This is a genomic window from Rouxiella sp. Mn2063, from assembly GCF_049319665.1.
Taxonomy (GTDB): Bacteria; Pseudomonadota; Gammaproteobacteria; order Enterobacterales; family Enterobacteriaceae; genus JBMOUD01.
In genome coordinates, this window is the sequence record NZ_JBMOUD010000002.1 from 129130 (window position 1) to 146344 (window position 17215).

12 protein-coding genes and 1 pseudogene are annotated in these 17215 nt (G+C 50.7%); 8 read left to right on the plus strand and 5 right to left on the minus strand.

Annotation, left to right across the window (positions count from 1 at the left end; all coding sequences use genetic code 11):
- The first annotated feature begins 50 nt into the window (after positions 1-50).
- Positions 51-1559: a PLP-dependent aminotransferase family protein gene (locus ACL9RG_RS03980; protein WP_422791297.1), complete on the plus strand. Its 1509-nt coding sequence runs from the start codon at positions 51-53 to the stop codon at positions 1557-1559.
- A 101-nt stretch (positions 1560-1660) separates the two neighbouring features.
- Complete coding sequence (locus ACL9RG_RS03985) at positions 1661-2023, plus strand: YibL family ribosome-associated protein (RefSeq protein ID WP_422791298.1); 363 nt, start codon at positions 1661-1663, stop codon at positions 2021-2023.
- Positions 2024-2127: 104 nt separating this feature from the next.
- Here the strand turns inward: ACL9RG_RS03985 and ACL9RG_RS03990 are convergent, their stop codons facing one another.
- The 3 genes and pseudogenes from ACL9RG_RS03990 to fdhD all read right to left on the minus strand — a co-directional run.
- On the minus strand, positions 2128-4083 hold the full coding sequence (locus ACL9RG_RS03990) for a methyl-accepting chemotaxis protein (RefSeq protein ID WP_422791299.1): 1956 nt from the start codon (positions 4081-4083) through the stop codon (positions 2128-2130).
- A gap of 244 nt (positions 4084-4327) precedes the next feature.
- Positions 4328-4951, minus strand: coding sequence for a superoxide dismutase [Mn] (gene sodA, locus ACL9RG_RS03995; protein WP_422791300.1), 624 nt, complete (start codon positions 4949-4951; stop codon positions 4328-4330).
- A 353-nt stretch (positions 4952-5304) separates the two neighbouring features.
- Positions 5305-6069: pseudogene (gene fdhD / locus ACL9RG_RS04000) on the minus strand (formate dehydrogenase accessory sulfurtransferase FdhD); the annotation flags it as partial.
- A gap of 307 nt (positions 6070-6376) precedes the next feature.
- Here fdhD and fdnG point away from each other — a divergent pair.
- From fdnG to ACL9RG_RS04025, 5 genes are all read left to right on the plus strand, one after another.
- Positions 6377-9424 (plus strand): formate dehydrogenase-N subunit alpha, encoded by a 3048-nt coding sequence (gene fdnG, locus ACL9RG_RS04005; RefSeq protein WP_422791301.1) that lies wholly within the window; start codon positions 6377-6379, stop codon positions 9422-9424.
- 12 nt (positions 9425-9436) lie between these two features.
- Positions 9437-10324, plus strand: a complete 888-nt coding sequence (fdxH, locus tag ACL9RG_RS04010; protein WP_422791302.1) for a formate dehydrogenase subunit beta — start codon at positions 9437-9439, stop codon at positions 10322-10324.
- Positions 10321-10968, plus strand: a complete 648-nt coding sequence (gene fdoI, locus ACL9RG_RS04015) for a formate dehydrogenase cytochrome b556 subunit (RefSeq protein WP_422791303.1) — start codon at positions 10321-10323, stop codon at positions 10966-10968. Before fdxH ends, fdoI begins: the two co-directional genes overlap by 4 nt.
- Complete coding sequence (gene fdhE / locus ACL9RG_RS04020; protein ID WP_422791304.1) at positions 10965-11945, plus strand: formate dehydrogenase accessory protein FdhE; 981 nt, start codon at positions 10965-10967, stop codon at positions 11943-11945. The genes fdoI and fdhE overlap by 4 nt, the downstream gene beginning before the upstream one ends.
- 236 nt (positions 11946-12181) lie before the next feature.
- Complete coding sequence (locus tag ACL9RG_RS04025) at positions 12182-13720, plus strand: aldehyde dehydrogenase family protein (RefSeq protein WP_422791305.1); 1539 nt, start codon at positions 12182-12184, stop codon at positions 13718-13720.
- Between the two features lie 51 nt (positions 13721-13771).
- Here ACL9RG_RS04025 and ACL9RG_RS04030 read toward each other — a convergent pair whose 3' ends face one another.
- Positions 13772-15010 carry an MFS transporter gene (locus ACL9RG_RS04030; protein WP_422791306.1) on the minus strand — a complete coding sequence of 413 codons (1239 nt, stop codon included), beginning with the start codon at positions 15008-15010 and terminating at the stop codon, positions 13772-13774.
- A gap of 245 nt (positions 15011-15255) precedes the next feature.
- On the opposite strand from ACL9RG_RS04030, the gene ACL9RG_RS04035 reads away from it, so the two are divergent.
- Positions 15256-16251 (plus strand): acyltransferase, encoded by a 996-nt coding sequence (locus ACL9RG_RS04035; protein WP_422791307.1) that lies wholly within the window; start codon positions 15256-15258, stop codon positions 16249-16251.
- On the opposite strand, the gene ACL9RG_RS04040 is transcribed toward ACL9RG_RS04035, so the two are convergent.
- On the minus strand, positions 16248-17174 hold the full coding sequence (locus ACL9RG_RS04040; protein ID WP_422791308.1) for a GlxA family transcriptional regulator: 927 nt from the start codon (positions 17172-17174) through the stop codon (positions 16248-16250). The two genes, ACL9RG_RS04035 and ACL9RG_RS04040, sit on opposite strands and share 4 nt — an antisense overlap.
- Positions 17175-17215: the final 41 nt, after the last annotated feature.

Here is a 17215-nt window from a genome sequence, read left to right on the forward strand (position 1 = left end):
TACAGTTTGCTTAATTGGCAACTGTACCCATTCAATTAACGAGAACTGATATGATGGCCGACATAATCTCTGCTGCATTGAGCGATACCGCGCAAGAAACGCGTTATCAGCAACTGGCTGACCATTTAGCCGAGGCGATTCAACGCGGCACTTTGTTACCCGGAACGCGTTTACCTTCAGTACGACGCAGCGCGCAAGACCATCATGTCAGCATCAATACCGTGGTGGCGGCTTACCGTTGTTTGGAGGATCGCGGATTGATTGAGGCGCGTCCTCAGTCTGGATTTTATGTTTGCAGTGCCTTGCCAGTATTGGCGCGCGGCGTGGACGAATACTCGCTGGCGGCAGAGCCTGCCGATGAAGTGCTGGATTTAATCGATTTGGTGTTTGCCGCACAACTTGACCCAAGTTACACCAACATCTCGCTGGCCTGCCCGCAAGCCAGTGATTTTTACCCCGAGGCGAAGCTGGGACGCATCATGGCTTCACTATTACGCCGCCAGCCTCATCTTATTGGGCAATATGCTCTGCCGCCCGGTAGTTTGCGTTTGCGCCAGCAAATCGCGCGGCGTTCGATGTCTCTGGGTATGTTGCTCGAGCCGACGGATATCACGTTGACCCACGGTTGCATGGAAGCATTGCAATTAGCGCTGCGGGTCACGACTAAGCCGGGTGATAGCGTAGGACTGGAAACGCCGACCTATTTTTATCTGTTGCCGCTGCTGGCAAGCCTGGGGCTCAAAGCGGTCGAAATACCGACTGACCCGCAAACTGGGCTTTCTTTGGATGCATTGGAACTGATGTTGAACGAAAAGCGGCTGAATGCGGTGATTGCTATGCCAACGGCGCAGAATCCGATGGGCTTCACCATGCCGTTAGAGGCGAAAAAACGGCTGGCTCGGTTGGTGAACGATCATCAAGTGCCGTTAATCGAAGATGGTCTGTATGCCGAAATTCAATTTGATACGGTGTTGTCACCAGCGGTGAAATCTTTCGATCGCGGTGGCTGGGTACTGTTCTGCACCAGCTTTACCAAAACGTTAGCACCAGATTTTCGTATTGGCTGGATTGCTGGTGGGCGTTATGCCGAGAAACTGCGCAAATTAAAGGCGGTTTCTTCGATGTCTGAATCCACGCTGTTATCGGAAACGCTGGCCTCGTTTCTTGAGTCCGGCGGTTATGATCACCACCTGCGTGCGTTAAGAAGGCGCTATGCCAGCTTGGTTGATGAAGCGAAAGCGCTATTGATGAAGCATTTTCCGTTGGGAACCCGCGCAACGCAGCCGACGGGCGGTTTTGTTTTCTGGGTAGATTTTCCAAGCGGTGTCGATACGGTGTTGCTCTTCGAGCAGCTATTAGAGGATAAAATCTGTATGACGCCGGGCACGCTCTATTCACCGAGCGGGCGTTATCGTAATGCGTTGCGGCTCTCCTGCTGCTACCCCTTCAACGATCGTTACAAGGCGGCATTGGCGCGTATTGGCCAACGCGCCTGTGAAATGAGCGGCTTGCCCGCCGGAGCATTACCACAAGGATTAGAGGCGTCTGCTGCCCAATGAAGCAGTTCCTGATACACTAGATGTTAGTTTCCTTTTAAGCGATGACGTTCCAGCCTGGCTGTAAACGTTGGATGCGCCATGACACGTACGGATTACAGACGATGAAAGAGATTGAAAAAGCCGAGATAAAGCGCCTTAGCGACATGCTGGATGCGTTAAATCATAAAGATGCCGCTATTATCCAACAGGGTAATGCCGAGTTGATTTCCAATCATGAAGAAGAAAAAGAAAAGCTGACCAAGGAAATCGCTCGTCTGAAAGATGTGCGCGTCAGCAAATTAAGCAGTGAAGCGCAGAAACTGGCACAACTGCCTTTCAGCCGTGAAATCACTAAGAAAGAGCAGGCTGATATGGGCTCGCTGAAGAAAGCGGTACGCGGCATTGTGGTGGTTCACCCGATGACCGCGCTGGGTCGTGAAATGGGCCTGAAAGTCGTGACCGGTTACGCTAAAAAAGCCTTCTGATTCAATTAGCTCTTGGTAATAAAAAATAACGCTCCCATTGGGAGCGTTATTTATTTGTCGCTTATGCTGCGGCTATTTCAGGTTGCTGCCGCGAGTGAGAGCAACTAGAAGGTTTCCCAGTTGTTATCACTTTTCGCCGTTACCTGTTGTGAACGCGGGGTAAAGGTTGACGTTTTCACGCTTGGCGGCATCAATTGACCCGATTTATTGCTGGTCTCATTGGCGGAAAGACGGAACGCTTCGACAGCTTGTGTCAAAATCGTTGCCTGATCTTCTAGCGAATCAGCGGCAGCAGCTGATTGCTCAACCAACGCGGCGTTTTGCTGTGTGGTGCTATCCATCTCGACAATCGCCTGAGAAATCTGAGTGATCCCACGGCTTTGTTCATCGGAAGCTGAAGCAATCTCGCCCATAATATCACGCACGTTGGTCACCGATTTCACGATGTCTTGCATGGTATTACCGGTATTCTCTACCAATTTAGCGCCACTCTTCACGCGATCGACTGATTCAGCAATCAGACCTTCAATTTCTTTCGCGGCTTGCGCACTGCGCTGCGCCAGACTGCGTACTTCGCTGGCAACGACCGAGAAGCCACGTCCTTGCTCACCGGCTCGTGCCGCTTCAACCGCCGCATTCAGCGCCAGGATATTGGTCTGGAAAGCGATACCGTTAATTACAGACGTGATTTCAGCAATGCGTTTCGAACTATTAGAAATCTGCTCCATTGTCGCGACGACATCGTTCACCTGCTTGCCACCAACTTGCGCCGTTTGCGAAGCTTCAGAAGCCAGTTTGCTCGCGTGATGGGCGTTATCGGCATTCTGTTTCACCGTTGAGCTGAGCTGTTCCATGCTGGCGGCAGTCTCTTCAACGGCAGCAGCCTGTTGCTCAGTACGTGAGGACAAGTCAGTGTTACCGGCGGAGATTTCAGCGGCAGCGTGGGAAACCTGGCTGACACCCAAACGGATTTCGCCGATCATATTACGCAGATTGTCACTCATATTGGCGACAGCATTCATTAACTGCCCCAGCTCATCGGTACGCGGTGTGGTCTGGATACCGGTCAGATCACCTTTAGCGATGCGCTCTGCGCTGACCAACGTGGTATTCAGTGGGCGAGTAATCTGACGGCTAATCCACCAGGAAATCAGTACGCCAAGCAGCAATACCACCACCGTTGCGATAGCCAGAACCAGCTGACCGCGTTTTACACCTTGGCTCATACCGCTAAGTTGCTGGCTGGCAATATCAATGACGACTTTGCTGGTTACTGCGGCTTTAGAAGAGAGTGACTCGGACGCTTTTTTCTCATCGTCGTAAGCATTCAGATAGCCGACAACGCGGTCTTTATAGGTGGTTAGTGCTGAGATCAGCGGCGCGAGTACAGCTTGTTGCTCAGGCAAGAGTAGCGCATTCAGGTTTTTGGCTTCATCCTGCGTTTCTTGAACGGCTTTTAATAGACTGTCTTCAGAGGCCCGGTCTTTGCTAAGCAAGAGCCCTCTTACGCTATAACGAATATTAATGGTCTTATTGATGACTTCTGCCAACAAGAGGCGAACAGCGGGATCGGCATTATTAACCTTCAGCTGTTGTTGCAGGTTTTCAATCGCCACTTGTGAGTCGCCCAAATTCCAGCTGGCGCGGACGGCATCTTTGGTGGCAACTTTTTCTTTAAATTCTTCGACTGCCTGGTTGTAGCTCGCAACATATTGCGGAATTTTATCAATATTACTGAGCTGATCGCCCCAGTCTACCTGGCTCTTTGAGTTTTCAGCGATAGTCTGCAACTCATTCATTTTTTCTTGGTTCTTCTGCAGGTACTCTGGGTTATAGCTCTGTTGGTAAAGCACGCGGTTTACTCGGGCTTCTTCAAGAGCAACCGACATTTTGTTGGTAATTCTGACTCGGTCTGCTCTCTGGCTGACATCTTTGAATTCCAATAGGCTGGTGATAGCAATAGCGACGAGCATCACTAAAACAAAACCAAATCCTAGCCCCAGCTTTTTACCCACTCTGAGGTTATCGATCCGCTGAGATAGTGTGGTTCCATTACTCATACTTTTTCTCCTTGGGTTATGGATATGGACGCGGGCGTGGGGGGAAATGACAAGCGAGATCTTGACCAGCCAGATATCGGTAAGAAAGGGGGAAAACTTTAGAGATGGGGGAGAATTTATTTGATTTTTGAGAAGAAAATGATGTTTTTAAGACTAGAAACAAGATGATAGAGAAATAAAAAAACCGGCACAGCATGCTGTGCCGGTTGAATAATCAACCCCCGAAACAGGGGTTAATAGATCATTACTTAGCGTCTGCCAGGCGTTTTGCTGCTTCGTCCCAGTTCACAACGTCCCAGAATGCTTTGATGTAGTCAGGGCGTTTGTTCTGGTATTTCAGGTAGTAAGCGTGTTCCCAAACGTCCAGAGCCACCAGCGGGTGACCAGAAACGCCAGACACAGCTTCACCCATCAGCGGGCTATCTTGGTTAGCAGTAGATACAACAGCCAGTTTGCCGTCAGCTTTCAGAACCAGCCAAGCCCAGCCAGAACCGAAACGGGTAGCTGCTGCTTTTTCAAAGGTTTCTTTGAAAGCGTCAACGCTGCCGAAATCGCGCTCGATAGCCGCTTTCAGTTCGCCCTGCAGGGTGGTGCCGGTTTTCAGGCCTTTCCAGAACAGGCTGTGGTTAGCGTGGCCGCCAGCGTTATTACGCAGAGCAACTTTCTTATCAGCCGGTACTTTGTCCAGATTAGCGATCAGTTCTTCAACAGACAGCTTAGCCAGCTCAGGCAGGCTTTCCAACGCAGCATTGGCGTTGTTTACATAAGCTTGGTGGTGTTTGCTGTGATGGATTTCCATCGTTTGCTTATCGAAATGTGGTTCGAGGGCATCGTAAGCGTAAGGCAGGGATGGCAGTGAATAACTCATGTTCATCATCTCCAGTTTAGTAAAGCGGTACAAACTAATGTGAGCACCGCGTAATCAATCGGATCATTATAGTTAATTAAATGATATTGAAAATGTTTATCTATGCTCCACACTTGGTGTGGGTATTGTACGATCCAGTCTATAAGCGGCTTAGCGCAAGACATGCTAACTATGTCTTAAAAAGTTCTATGTCTTAAAAAGTTCTATGTCTTAAAAAGTTCTATACGGTAAAAAGTTCTATGCTCTAAAAGCTCTCAACCACAGTAAAGCGTCTTAAGCGACAGTAAAAGGTTTTACGCCAAGAGTCGGAGGATTCCTGCAATTTATCACCGACGTCAAACTGCGGCGGGCACTCAGCCTCGTAGTCGCTGTGGATGCGTATAAACCGTGGCACGTCCCGGCTTGCTGAATCCCACTAAGGTTAAATTACAACGTTCGGCCACTTCTACCGCCAGCGTTGTTGCCGCTGAGACAGCAAACAGAATTTCTACGCCACACATTGCCGCCTTCTGCACCATTTCATAACTTGCGCGACTGGAGACTAACGCTGCACCGGCTCGCCAATGCGGCTGTTTGCTACGTACACCGAGCAGCTTATCTAGTGCAACGTGACGGCCAACGTCTTCACAGCCGTCTAAAAACTCCCCTTGTGGGCTCAACCAAGCGGCAGCATGAGTACAACCGGTAACCTGGCCGACGGCTTGTATGGTTTTAAGCTGATTAAGCGCGTTGTCCAGATTGGCTAAATTAAAAGTTTGCGTAAAGGGCAAAGGTGTAAGAGGGCGAAACAAATCATCGAGTTGTTCGATGCCACAGACGCCACATCCCGTTCGTCCCGCCATCGCCCGGCGGCGCTCTTTCAAACCAGCAAAGCGGCGGTTCGATAGCTCTATATTGACTTCAATACCATGACAGTTGGATGTCACGTCCATACCGTAAATTTCTTGTGCCGACTCGATAATCCCTTCCGAGAGTGAAAAGCCCAAGGCGAAAGCCTCGAGATCTTTTGGGGAGGCCATCATCACGACATGCGAAATCCCATTGTAGACCAAGGCTACCGGCACTTCTTCAGCGAGCCAATCCTCTTCAGGTTGGCTTAAGTGTCCACGCTGCATCACTGGTTTACGCTGCGCTCCGATGATCTGAATCACTTTTTTGTCATCTTTTTTGCCAAATTCGTTTACTTGATGGACATCCATTCGCAATAACCTTATAAACATTCCGGCTATATTAGCCATACTAATTGTCTGGTAATTGGCACTTATTTTACCGCTTCCTCGTCTGATGGGGAAAGCATCAATTTGATTGCCACATGTCATTAATTGGTCGTCATAGCTTTGTTGTTTGATAACCATGGTTTTGTTGTTTGATAACCATAGCTTTGCTTAGGGCAACACATTAATAAGTGATGGGAAGGAGTCTTTCATGCAGGTCAGCAGAAGGCAGCTATTTAAAGTCTGCGCAGGTGGCTTGGCGGGCACAACCGCGGCCTTATTAGGATTTGCGCCAACATTGGCACTAGCGGAAACCCGCCAATATAAATTACTTCGTTCGCGAGAAATCCGTAATAACTGTACCTATTGCTCAGTTGGCTGCGGGATGCTGCTCTACAGCCAAGGGGATGGCGCCAAAAACGTCACTGAGAATATTTTTCATGTTGAAGGCGATGCGGATCACCCAGTTAGCCGTGGTTCTCTGTGCCCTAAAGGCGCGGGCGTACTGGATTATATTCACAGTAAAGGTCGCCTGACCCATCCAGAATACCGTGCGCCAGGCTCCGATAAATGGCAGAAAATTAGCTGGGATGAGGCAATCTCCCGTATTGCTCGTCTGATGAAAGATGACCGTGATGCCAACTTTATTGAAAAAAACCAAAACAACGTCACGGTAAACCGCTGGCTGACCACCGGCATGCTGTGTTCATCAGCGGCCAGTAATGAAACAGGTCTATTGGATCAGAAATTTACGCGTGCGCTGGGCATGTTGGCTATCGACTGCCAGGCGCGTCTATGTCACGGCCCAACTGTAGCTGCCTTAGCGCCAACCTTCGGGCGTGGTGCGATGACCAACCACTGGGTTGATATTAAAAATGCCAACGTCATCTTAATTATGGGGGGCAATGCGGCAGAAGCGCATCCAGTGGGCTTTAAATGGGTGATTGAAGCCAAAACCCGTAACAATGCCAAAGTCATTGTTGTCGACCCACGCTTTAACCGTAGCGCCGCGGTCGCCGATATTTATGCGCCGATCCGCGCCGGTTCCGATACTGTTTTCCTGCTGGGCATGATCAACTATCTGATCACTCATGACAAAATCCAGCACGACTATGTCCGCGAATATACTAACGCCAGCCTGCTGGTGCGCGATGATTTCACCTTCAACGATGGCCTGTTCAGCGGCTACGACGCCGCTAAAAAAACCTATAACAAAGAGAGCTGGCACTATCAGCTTGATGAAAAAGGTTTCGCCAAACGCGATACGACGTTACAGCACCCGCGCTGTGTATGGAACTTACTGAAACAGCACGTTTCCCGCTATACGCCGGAAATGGTCGAGCGGCTGTGCGGCACCTCAAAAGAAGATTTCCTGCTAATAAGCGCTACCCTGGCTGACACCTCGGTGCCGGACAGAACCTCGACAATTTTGTATGCGCTGGGCTGGACCCATCACACCGGTGGCGCGCAAATGATCCGCTGTGCGGCGATGATTCAACTGTTGCTCGGAAACATCGGTATGCCGGGTGGCGGCGTTAACGCCCTGCGCGGTCACTCGAATATTCAGGGATATACCGACCTTGGCCTGTTGTCGCTGAACTTACCGGGCTATATCGGTTTACCTTCGGAGAAACAAACCAATCTGACCGATTATCTGCAACAAATTACCCCGGCTCCGCTGGTAGAAGGTCAGGTGAACTTCTGGAAAAACACGCCGAATTTCTTTGTCAGCATGATGAAAAGTTTCTGGGGCGAGCATGCACAAGCCAGCAACGACTGGGGCTTCGATTGGTTGCCGAAATGGGATAAAAGCTACGATCTGCTGCAACAAGTTGAGTTAATGGTGGCAGGCAAGCTAAACGGCTATATCGTGCAAGGCTTCAACCCATTGGCGGCTTTTCCAGATAAAAACAAAGCCTCACGCGCCTTTTCTAACCTGAAGTACATGGTGGTTATCGACCCGTTGGTCACCGAGTCTTCCAACTTTTGGCAGAATCATGGTGAGATGAATGACGTTAACACCTCGGAGATTCAAACCGAAGTCTTCCGCCTGCCGTCATCCTGTTTTGCCGAAGAAAATGGCTCAATCGTTAACTCTGGCCGCTGGCTGCAATGGCATTTCCAGGCTGCGGAGCCGCCGGGGGAAGCTTTGCATGACGGTAAAATTATCGCCCGTTTATTTATGAAACTTCGCGAGCTTTACCGCCAGGAAGGCGGGGCGAATCCTTTACCGGTGCTGAATATGGCGTGGGATTATCATGACCCACTCGATCCGCTACCAGAGGAGATCGCCCGGGAAGCTAACGGCAAAGCCTTGGCAGATATCCATGATGAGCAAGGCAACCTGCTGGCGAAAAAAGGCCAGCAACTCTCGACCTTCGCCCATCTTAAAAATGACGGTTCGACCGCCAGCTTCTGCTGGATTTACGCCGGAAGCTGGACCGAAGCGGGCAACCAGATGGCGCGCCGTGATAACGCCGATCCCTCCGGCCTTGGTTGCACCTCCGGCTGGGCCTGGTCGTGGCCGCTTAATCGCCGCATCTTATATAACCGCGCTTCGGTTGATCCGCAGGGCAAACCCTGGGATGCAAAACGCGAAATCATTCGCTGGGATGGCGAAAAGTGGGCGGGTTTTGACGTTGCTGATTATAGTCAGGCAGCGCCCGGCACTGGCGTTGGTCCGTTTATCATGCAGCAGGAAGGCGTTGGCCGCCTGTTTGCGATAGATAAAATGGCCGAAGGCCCTTTCCCCGAGCATTACGAACCGATTGAATCGCCGATTGGTACTAACCCGTTGCATCCGAATGTGGTGCATAACCCGGTGGCGCGTATTTTTGCCCGCGACTTACCCAATATGGGGACAGCACAAGAGTTCCCGCATGTTGCCACTACCTATGCGATCACCGAACTATTCCGCCACTGGACGAAACATGCGTTGCTTAATGCCATTGCGCAGCCAGAGCAATTTGTCGAGATCGGCGAAGCGCTGGCCGCCGCAAAAAATATCGCACAGGGCGACAGCGTCAGAGTCTCCTCCAAACGTGGATTTATTCTGGCGAAAGCGGTGGTCACTAAACGTATTCGTTCGCTGACTATTGACGGCAAACGGGTGGAAACCATCGGTATTCCTTGTCACTGGGGCTTTGAGGGCGCAACGCGTAAAGGCTTCTTAGCCAATACATTGACGCCATCGGTCGGTGATGCAAACTCACAAACGCCAGAGTTCAAAGCGTTTTTGGTTAACGTGGAAAAGGTGTAACGGAGACGAATTATGGCAATGCAATCTCAGGACATACTTCGTAAGTCCGCCACTAACGGATTCACGCCCGCGCCACGCGCTCGGGATCATCAGCAGGAAGTCGCCAAGCTCATTGATGTTACTACCTGCATCGGCTGTAAAGGCTGCCAGGTCGCCTGCTCCGAATGGAATGACCTGCGTGATGAAGTCGGATATAACACTGGCGTTTACGACAACCCGATGGATCTAAGCGCTAAGTCTTGGACGGTAATGCGTTTTTCGGAAGTTGAAGAAAACGGCAAGCTGGAATGGCTGATCCGCAAAGACGGCTGCATGCACTGCGCTGACCCGGGCTGCTTAAAAGCCTGCCCATCGGAAGGTGCCATCCTTCAATACGCCAACGGCATTGTCGATTTCCAGTCGGAACACTGCATCGGCTGTGGTTACTGTATTGCCGGTTGCCCATTCAACGTGCCGCGGATTAATAAACAGGATAATCGTGCCTACAAATGCACACTCTGTGTCGATCGCGTTAGCGTTGGACAGGAGCCGGCCTGCGTCAAAACCTGCCCGACGGGGGCGATTCATTTTGGCTCGAAACAGGCGATGAAAGATTTAGCGGCTGAACGCGTAAGCGAGTTGCAAAGCCGAGGTTTTGAGCAAGCCGGATTATATGACCCGCAAGGCGTTGGCGGCACGCACGTGATGTACGTGCTGCACCACGCGGATAAACCTGCGTTGTACCACGGTTTACCCGCTGATCCCGCCATCAGCGCCGGGGTGACGTTCTGGAAGGGCGTGTGGAAACCGTTGGCGGCCGTTGGCTTTGCGGCCAGTTTTGCCGCCATGCTGTTCCACTATGTGGGCGTCGGGCCAAATCGGGTAGAAGAAGAGGAACATGATGAGGAGAAGCAGCCATGAAAAAGGACAAGCGTATTCAGCGCTATAGCGCGCCAGAACGGCTTAACCACTGGGTGGTGGCATTCTGCTTTGTGACGGTGGCGATTAGCGGACTGGGATTCTTTTTCCCCTCTTTCAACTGGCTGATGAATATTTTCGGTACGCCGCAGATGGCGCGCATTCTGCACCCGTTTTTCGGCGTGGTGATGTTTGTCTCCTTTATCGGCATGTTCTTACGCTATTGGCATCACAATTTGCTGAATAAAGACGATATGTTGTGGGCGAAAAATATTCATAAAATCGCCATGAATCATGAAGTTGGTGATACAGGTCGTTATAACTTCGGCCAAAAATTTGTCTTCTGGGCGGCGATCGTCAGCCTGCTGCTGTTGCTGGCTAGCGGCGTCGTTATCTGGCGCCCGTGGTTTGCCGACTACTTCTCTATTCCATTGATTCGTTTAGCTTTGGTCGTCCACTCGGTCTCGGCAGTGGCACTGATTTTGGTGATTATGGTGCATGTCTATGCCGCACTGTGGGTGAAAGGCACGATAACAGCCATGGTTGAGGGGTGGGTCACCACCGCCTGGGCGAAAAAACACCATCCGCGCTGGTATCGTGCAGTACGTGATGAGCAGTTGAAAAAAGAACAAAGGAAAGCCGGATGAGTATTCAGATTGTTCCGCAAGAAGCCTTAGCCGACGGCAAGAAATCGGCGAGCCACATTGCGCCGCTACTGTTCGCTAACCTGAAAACACTCTATCAACATCGTGCTGCACGTTTGCGTAAGCTGGCAGAAGACAGTCCTTTGGATGGCTATTTAAATTTTGCTGCCTCGCTATGTGACGCACAGCAACGAGTAGTAGACGCGCAGCCGCTGAGTGTGGATCTTAGTGCGGAGTTGGCAGATGCCGCGGGTAACCCTCCGCTCGATTGTCGCTTGATGCCGCGTAGTACTTATTGGTTAAGCCTGCTTGATGCATTGATCGCCGAATTGAAACCGACGGCATCACCCACAGTAGCTTTGGTACTAGAACGCCTCGCACATGCGCCGAATTTACAACGAGAAATGATGGCGACCCGGCTGCTTAATCAGAATTTTAAACAAGTTCCTGCCGATCAAGCCCCGTTTATTTGGGCGGCGCTGTCGATGTATTGGGCGCAGATGGCAGCACAATTACGCGGCGTGGGGCGTGCCGATTACGGCAATAACCGCCAGTTTTGTCCGGTTTGCGGCAGCGTCCCGGTCGCAGGCGTGATAACGCTAGGGACTATTAACGGTCTGCGTTATTTGCACTGCAATTTGTGTGAGAGTCAGTGGCACGTGGTACGCGCCAAATGTAGCAATTGTGAGTCCATGGATAACCTGCACTATTGGTCATTACATGAAGAGTTGGCCGCCGATGAGGAACAAAGCAGTGAGCAGGCGTTAGCCAGTGAACAAGGCCTGGTCGGTAGACAAACTGTTGTCAAAGCTGAAACCTGTGATGATTGTGGCGGCTATCTGAAAATGATCTACCAAGATAAAGATCCGCAGGCAGAGTGCGTGGCCGACGATTTGGCGACGCTCTTGCTTGACGATCGGGTGGAAGACAAGGGTTTTTCCCGCAGCAGTATCAACCCGTTTTTGTTCCCTTCTTCTTGATGTTGAAATCTGGCAGCCCGTGGATAAATATCGCGTGGCTGCCAGCCATTTGTCTCTTTCTCCCTCCCTATATTTAGTTAGCTCGTCCCTAAAGTCGAAAAGCTGTGAAGCTGCTCGAAGAGTTGGCTTAACATTCCGCTGTTTGTTTTTTCATCACGTATTCTTTAAGCAATGAGGTTTTTACCTCGATGCTGCCTAATGGCTGCGTCATCTATCAGCAGTTAAGGAGAGAATTTATGGCCTATGACAAGCTGTCCCCCGCCGTTAAACCAGAAGAATATGGTTTCCCACTTAAACTGAAAAAACGTTATGACAACTTTATTGGCGGCGAGTGGGTAGCGCCGGTCAATCATGCTTATTACACCAATTTAACGCCAGTGACGGGCGAAGCGCTCTGTGAAGTCGCCAGTTCCAGCACCGCCGATATCGACCTCGCGTTGGATGCCGCTCATAAAGCCAAAGGCGAATGGGGCAAAATGTCGGTACAGCAGCGCGCTAATCTGCTTAATAAAGTCGCTGACCGCATGGAGCAAAACCTTGAGCTATTAGCGAATGCCGAAACCTGGGATAACGGTAAACCTATCCGCGAAACCAGCGGTGCAGACGTGCCGCTGGCGATTGACCATTTTCGCTATTTCGCTTCTTGTGCGCGTGCGCAGGAAGGGGGGATTAGCCAAATTGATAATGAAACCGTTGCCTATCATTTCCACGAGCCGCTTGGCGTAGTGGCACAGATAATCCCTTGGAATTTCCCGTTGCTGATGGCGTGTTGGAAAATGGCACCGGCCTTGGCAGCAGGCAACTGCATTGTACTCAAACCCGCTAAATTGACGCCGCTGTCGATACTGCTGTTGATGGAGCTGACGCAAGATATTCTGCCGCCGGGTGTCATTAACGTAGTAAACGGGGCTGGCAGTGAAATTGGTGAATATCTCGCCACCTCAAAACGTATCGCTAAAGTAGCCTTTACCGGGTCGACCGAGGTCGGTCAGCGTATTGCTGGCTATGCGGCGCAGAATCTTATTCCGGCAACGTTAGAACTCGGTGGCAAATCGCCGAATATTTTCTTCGCCGATGTGATGGATAAGGATGATGACTTCCTGGATAAAGCACTGGAAGGCTTCGCGTTGTTTGCTTTCAACAAAGGTGAAGTGTGTACCTGTCCAAGTCGGGCGTTGGTACAGGAATCTATTTTTGAGCGCTTTATGGAGCGGGCGGTTAAACGCGTTGAATCTATTCGCGCCGGTAATCCGTTGGATGCCGATACGCAAATGGGACCGCAAGTTTCTGCCGGCCAGCTGAAAACGATTATGGATTACATCGAGATAGGCAAGAAGGAAGGGGCTAAGGTATTAACCGGCGGTGAACGGAAACGTCTGGAAGGCGGGCTGAACGAAGGCTATTACCTGCAACCGACTATCTTGCAAGGTAAGAACAATATGCGCGTGTTCCAGGAGGAAATCTTTGGGCCAGTATTAGCCGTGACGACTTTCAAAGATATGGATGAGGCGCTGGCTATCGCTAATGATACGTCTTATGGCTTGGGTGCAGGCGTATGGAGCCGAAACGGGAATATTGCTTACCATATGGGGCGCAATATCCAAGCGGGTCGCGTGTGGACAAACTGCTATCACGCTTATCCTGCTCATGCCGCATTCGGTGGTTATAAACAATCGGGAATAGGGCGAGAGACTCACAAGATGATGCTTGATCACTATCAACAGACGAAATGCTTGTTGGTGAGTTATTCAGAGAAACCGATAGGTTTGTTCTAAATGAGTTGGCCCCAATAATCGCAGGAAGATTATTGGGGCTTGTGCCATGACTTATACGGCGTCAGCCACCGGAGTCACGCTGTTACGGCGTCGAATAAATACCACAACCAGTGTTAGCCAAAGCAGTCCGCTAATCAGATTGAACAGGCTAAATGTCCCGCTGCCTCCAGCCACATAGGCCACTTTTGCCAATTCAATACCCAGGGTAAAGACAATCATACTGATCATCCCCATTGCGGCGGATACGGTGCCTTTACTCATATCGCTGGAGAACAGCGTCAGGCGATACAGTCCGGCATTGGCGATGCCAATGCCGAAGGCATATAAGCTCAGCCCGGCGGTCATCCATAAATAAGTGTGCGCTGAGAGCAACGTGGCAATCGCAGCGATGAACAGCCCTATTACCATAGGCACGGCACCTAGTTTTATCAACTGTTCAACGCTGCGTTTGCCGGTCAGGCGCGCCAGTACCAGATTGCCGATAATCAACGCGCCAAATACCGGCACCTGTAGCAAACCATAGTCAAAATTGCTCAGTCCTTCACCACTAATCAGGATAACCGGTGATTGGGCGATCCACGCCAGTAAAGGCAGGCTGGCAAAACCAATCGCTAGTGCACCGCTGAGGAATTGGCGGTTTCTCAACACTTCTTTGTAATCACTGAGCAGGCTTTTCACCGACAGCGTTTCACCTAAGCGGGAAGAGGTTTCCGGCATCGCTTTCCACAATCCCCAGAACGAGATAGCGGCCAGTGCGGCAAAAATCACAAACATTACCTGCCATGGGGCAACATGAATCAGCGCTGCGCCCGCAAGTGGTCCAAGCAAAGGTGCAATCAACGCCACGTTAGCCATCAACGCGGTGATTTTGATACACACGGCTTCTTCAAACGATTCCTGAATCGTGGCGTAACCTACCGCACCGATAAAGCACAGGCTGATCCCCTGTAGGAAACGCATCACCATAAATTGCTCAATATTCTGAACAAACACGATGGCCAGACAAGTCAGAATAAAGAAGCCAACGCCCGCTAACATCACTGGTCGGCGTCCGCGACGGTCTGACAACGGGCCTAATAGCCATTGTAGAAACATGCCGCCTGCAAGATAGGCGGTCATTGACGTTGGCACCCACTCTTCGCTCGCGTTAAAACTGGCGACAACGGCCAACATACCGGGTTGGATCATGTCATTGCCAATATAAGTGGCAAATTCAAAGAGTACTAAACACAGAGGGAACAGCAGCGCCTGCCGACCTAATAAGGCCGCAGTTTTAGTTGTTGTATGCATAATCGTTTCACAAAGAAATGCCAATTAGTTGATAATTAGCAAAAAATAGGGGACTTACCGGGCGGGTAACGCAAGCGGAGTCACTAATAATGAGTATTCTGCCTATAATTTGAACGCGTGGCAATCTTCTTTACTGCGTTCAGCACAATCTGATAATAGAGTTTTTGGCTTGTTAGTCAATACAATGCCGCCTACAGTGTTTATCAGGCCCAAAAATACGAGAATAAAGACAGGAAAGTAGGGAAATGGGTCAAAAAATTTATTGGCTAGATAACCTGCGTGGTATGGCTTGCATCATGGTGGTGATGATCCATGCGAGTACTTCTTATGTTATCGATTATTCAGCGATAGCGACGGCTAGCTGGAATATAGCGAACGTCCTCAATGCCGCATCACGCGTGAGCGTACCGCTATTTTTTATGATTTCTGGCGCACTGTTCTTTGGTGAAAAAAACGCCCAACCTCGCCACTTTTTGCGTATCGGCCTGTGCTTTATTTTTTATAGCCTGTTATCGTTGATCTATATAGCGAGTTTGACAAAGATCGGCTTTTGGCCGTCCTTTAAGCATATGCTGCAAAAGCCGGTGTTTTACCATCTTTGGTTTTTCTATGCGATTGGTATTATTTATCTCCTTTCTCCACTCATTCAGGTTAAAGCGACCTCCGGGCGCTATCTGCTGATGCTGTGTATTGTGGTGGGCGTATTGGCGAACCCGCAGCTCCCGAAGCTCAACTGGCAAGGCGTGCCATTGTTGCCTTTGAACCTCTATATCAGCGGCGATACCTTCTATTATGTGCTTTATGCTTTGTTAGGCCGGGCAATTAGTACGCTCAAAACCGAACGACCGGCGGTGAGCTGGGCAACGGCGCTGTTATTTATTATCGCGACGCTGGGCGTCGCTATCGGCACGCGCGTGCAATCGCACATTAATCAAAATTTTGCGGCGACCTTTTATGCGTACTGTAGCCCGTTAGTCTTTATTGCCGCTCTAGCCCTATTTGTCTGGGCAAAAAATTGTCTCGCCTCGCGAACCTTACCTGGACTGTCGGCGATTTCCCGCCATTCGCTAGCGATTTATGGTTTTCATGCGTTCATTATCATCGGCCTGCGCAGTTTGCATCTGCCTCTCCCCGGCGGCCCGCTGGTTAGCATCGCCTTGTTCTTTATTTGTGGTTTATTTGGCGGCCTGCTGCTGGCTATCTTGCTCAGCAAAATCGATCGACGGCATTGGGTTAGCTAGGACGACTGCGCTTGTTTGCGCTGTTGAGCGCGTCGCAGCTGGCGACCTGAAGTGAATCCTGCGGTGAGTGCGGCTTTCTCGATACCAAACCCTTGCTGTAAGCGCTGCTCTGCCACCGCCAGACGTAATTGCTCGTGATAGTCACGAATGCTAATCCCCAAGTGTTGGCGGAATAGCCTTGCCAGATGTCGTCCGCTGATATGTGCTTTGGCCGCGAGGGCATCGATTTGCCAGACAGACTCTGGCTCGGCAGAGAGTAAATTCTGTGCCCGGTGTAAGGCTGGATGAAGGTGATTACGGTATTGCAACCAAGGTGATAGCTGCGGATCGTCTCCCGCTCGACGAAAATATACCACCATCTCGCGTGCGACCTTAATGGCGGCTTGCGTACCTTGATAGCGAGCGATCAGATGCAGGGCCAGGTCAATACCGGCACTGATGCCTGCGCTGGTTAATACATGGCGGTCTTCAACAAAAATGCGGTTATCTTTCACCAAGGCTAAAGGCACCTGCTCACGCAATCTGGTAATGAGGTCGTGATGCGTGGTGCATTGGTAGCCATCGAGTAACCCTGCACAACCGGCCAGCACACTACCTGAACAGATGCAGACCAACGTGAGCTGCCCGGTGTCGATTAGCGTTTTTTGCTGATGGAGCCAGTCGCGAATACGCAAGGCGGCAGGGGTAAAAAATGCCGCTGCCGAGTTATTCACTCCCGGTATAACAATAATACTGCCAGTAGGCAGGCTGTCTGGGAGTGGTTGAATGTGGCTCACCATCAACCCGGTGGAGAGCTCGACTTCTGGCAACGGCCCAACATAGTGCAGCTTGAAGTCACCGGCAATCCGCATAGCTTCTGCCGGGCCGGTGAGATCAAGAGACATCACGCCAGGTAAGACGAGAAAATAGACGTTATGCTGCATGTTATCTGCTTTCCTTAGACCAATGTCGTCTGGCTGCCAGC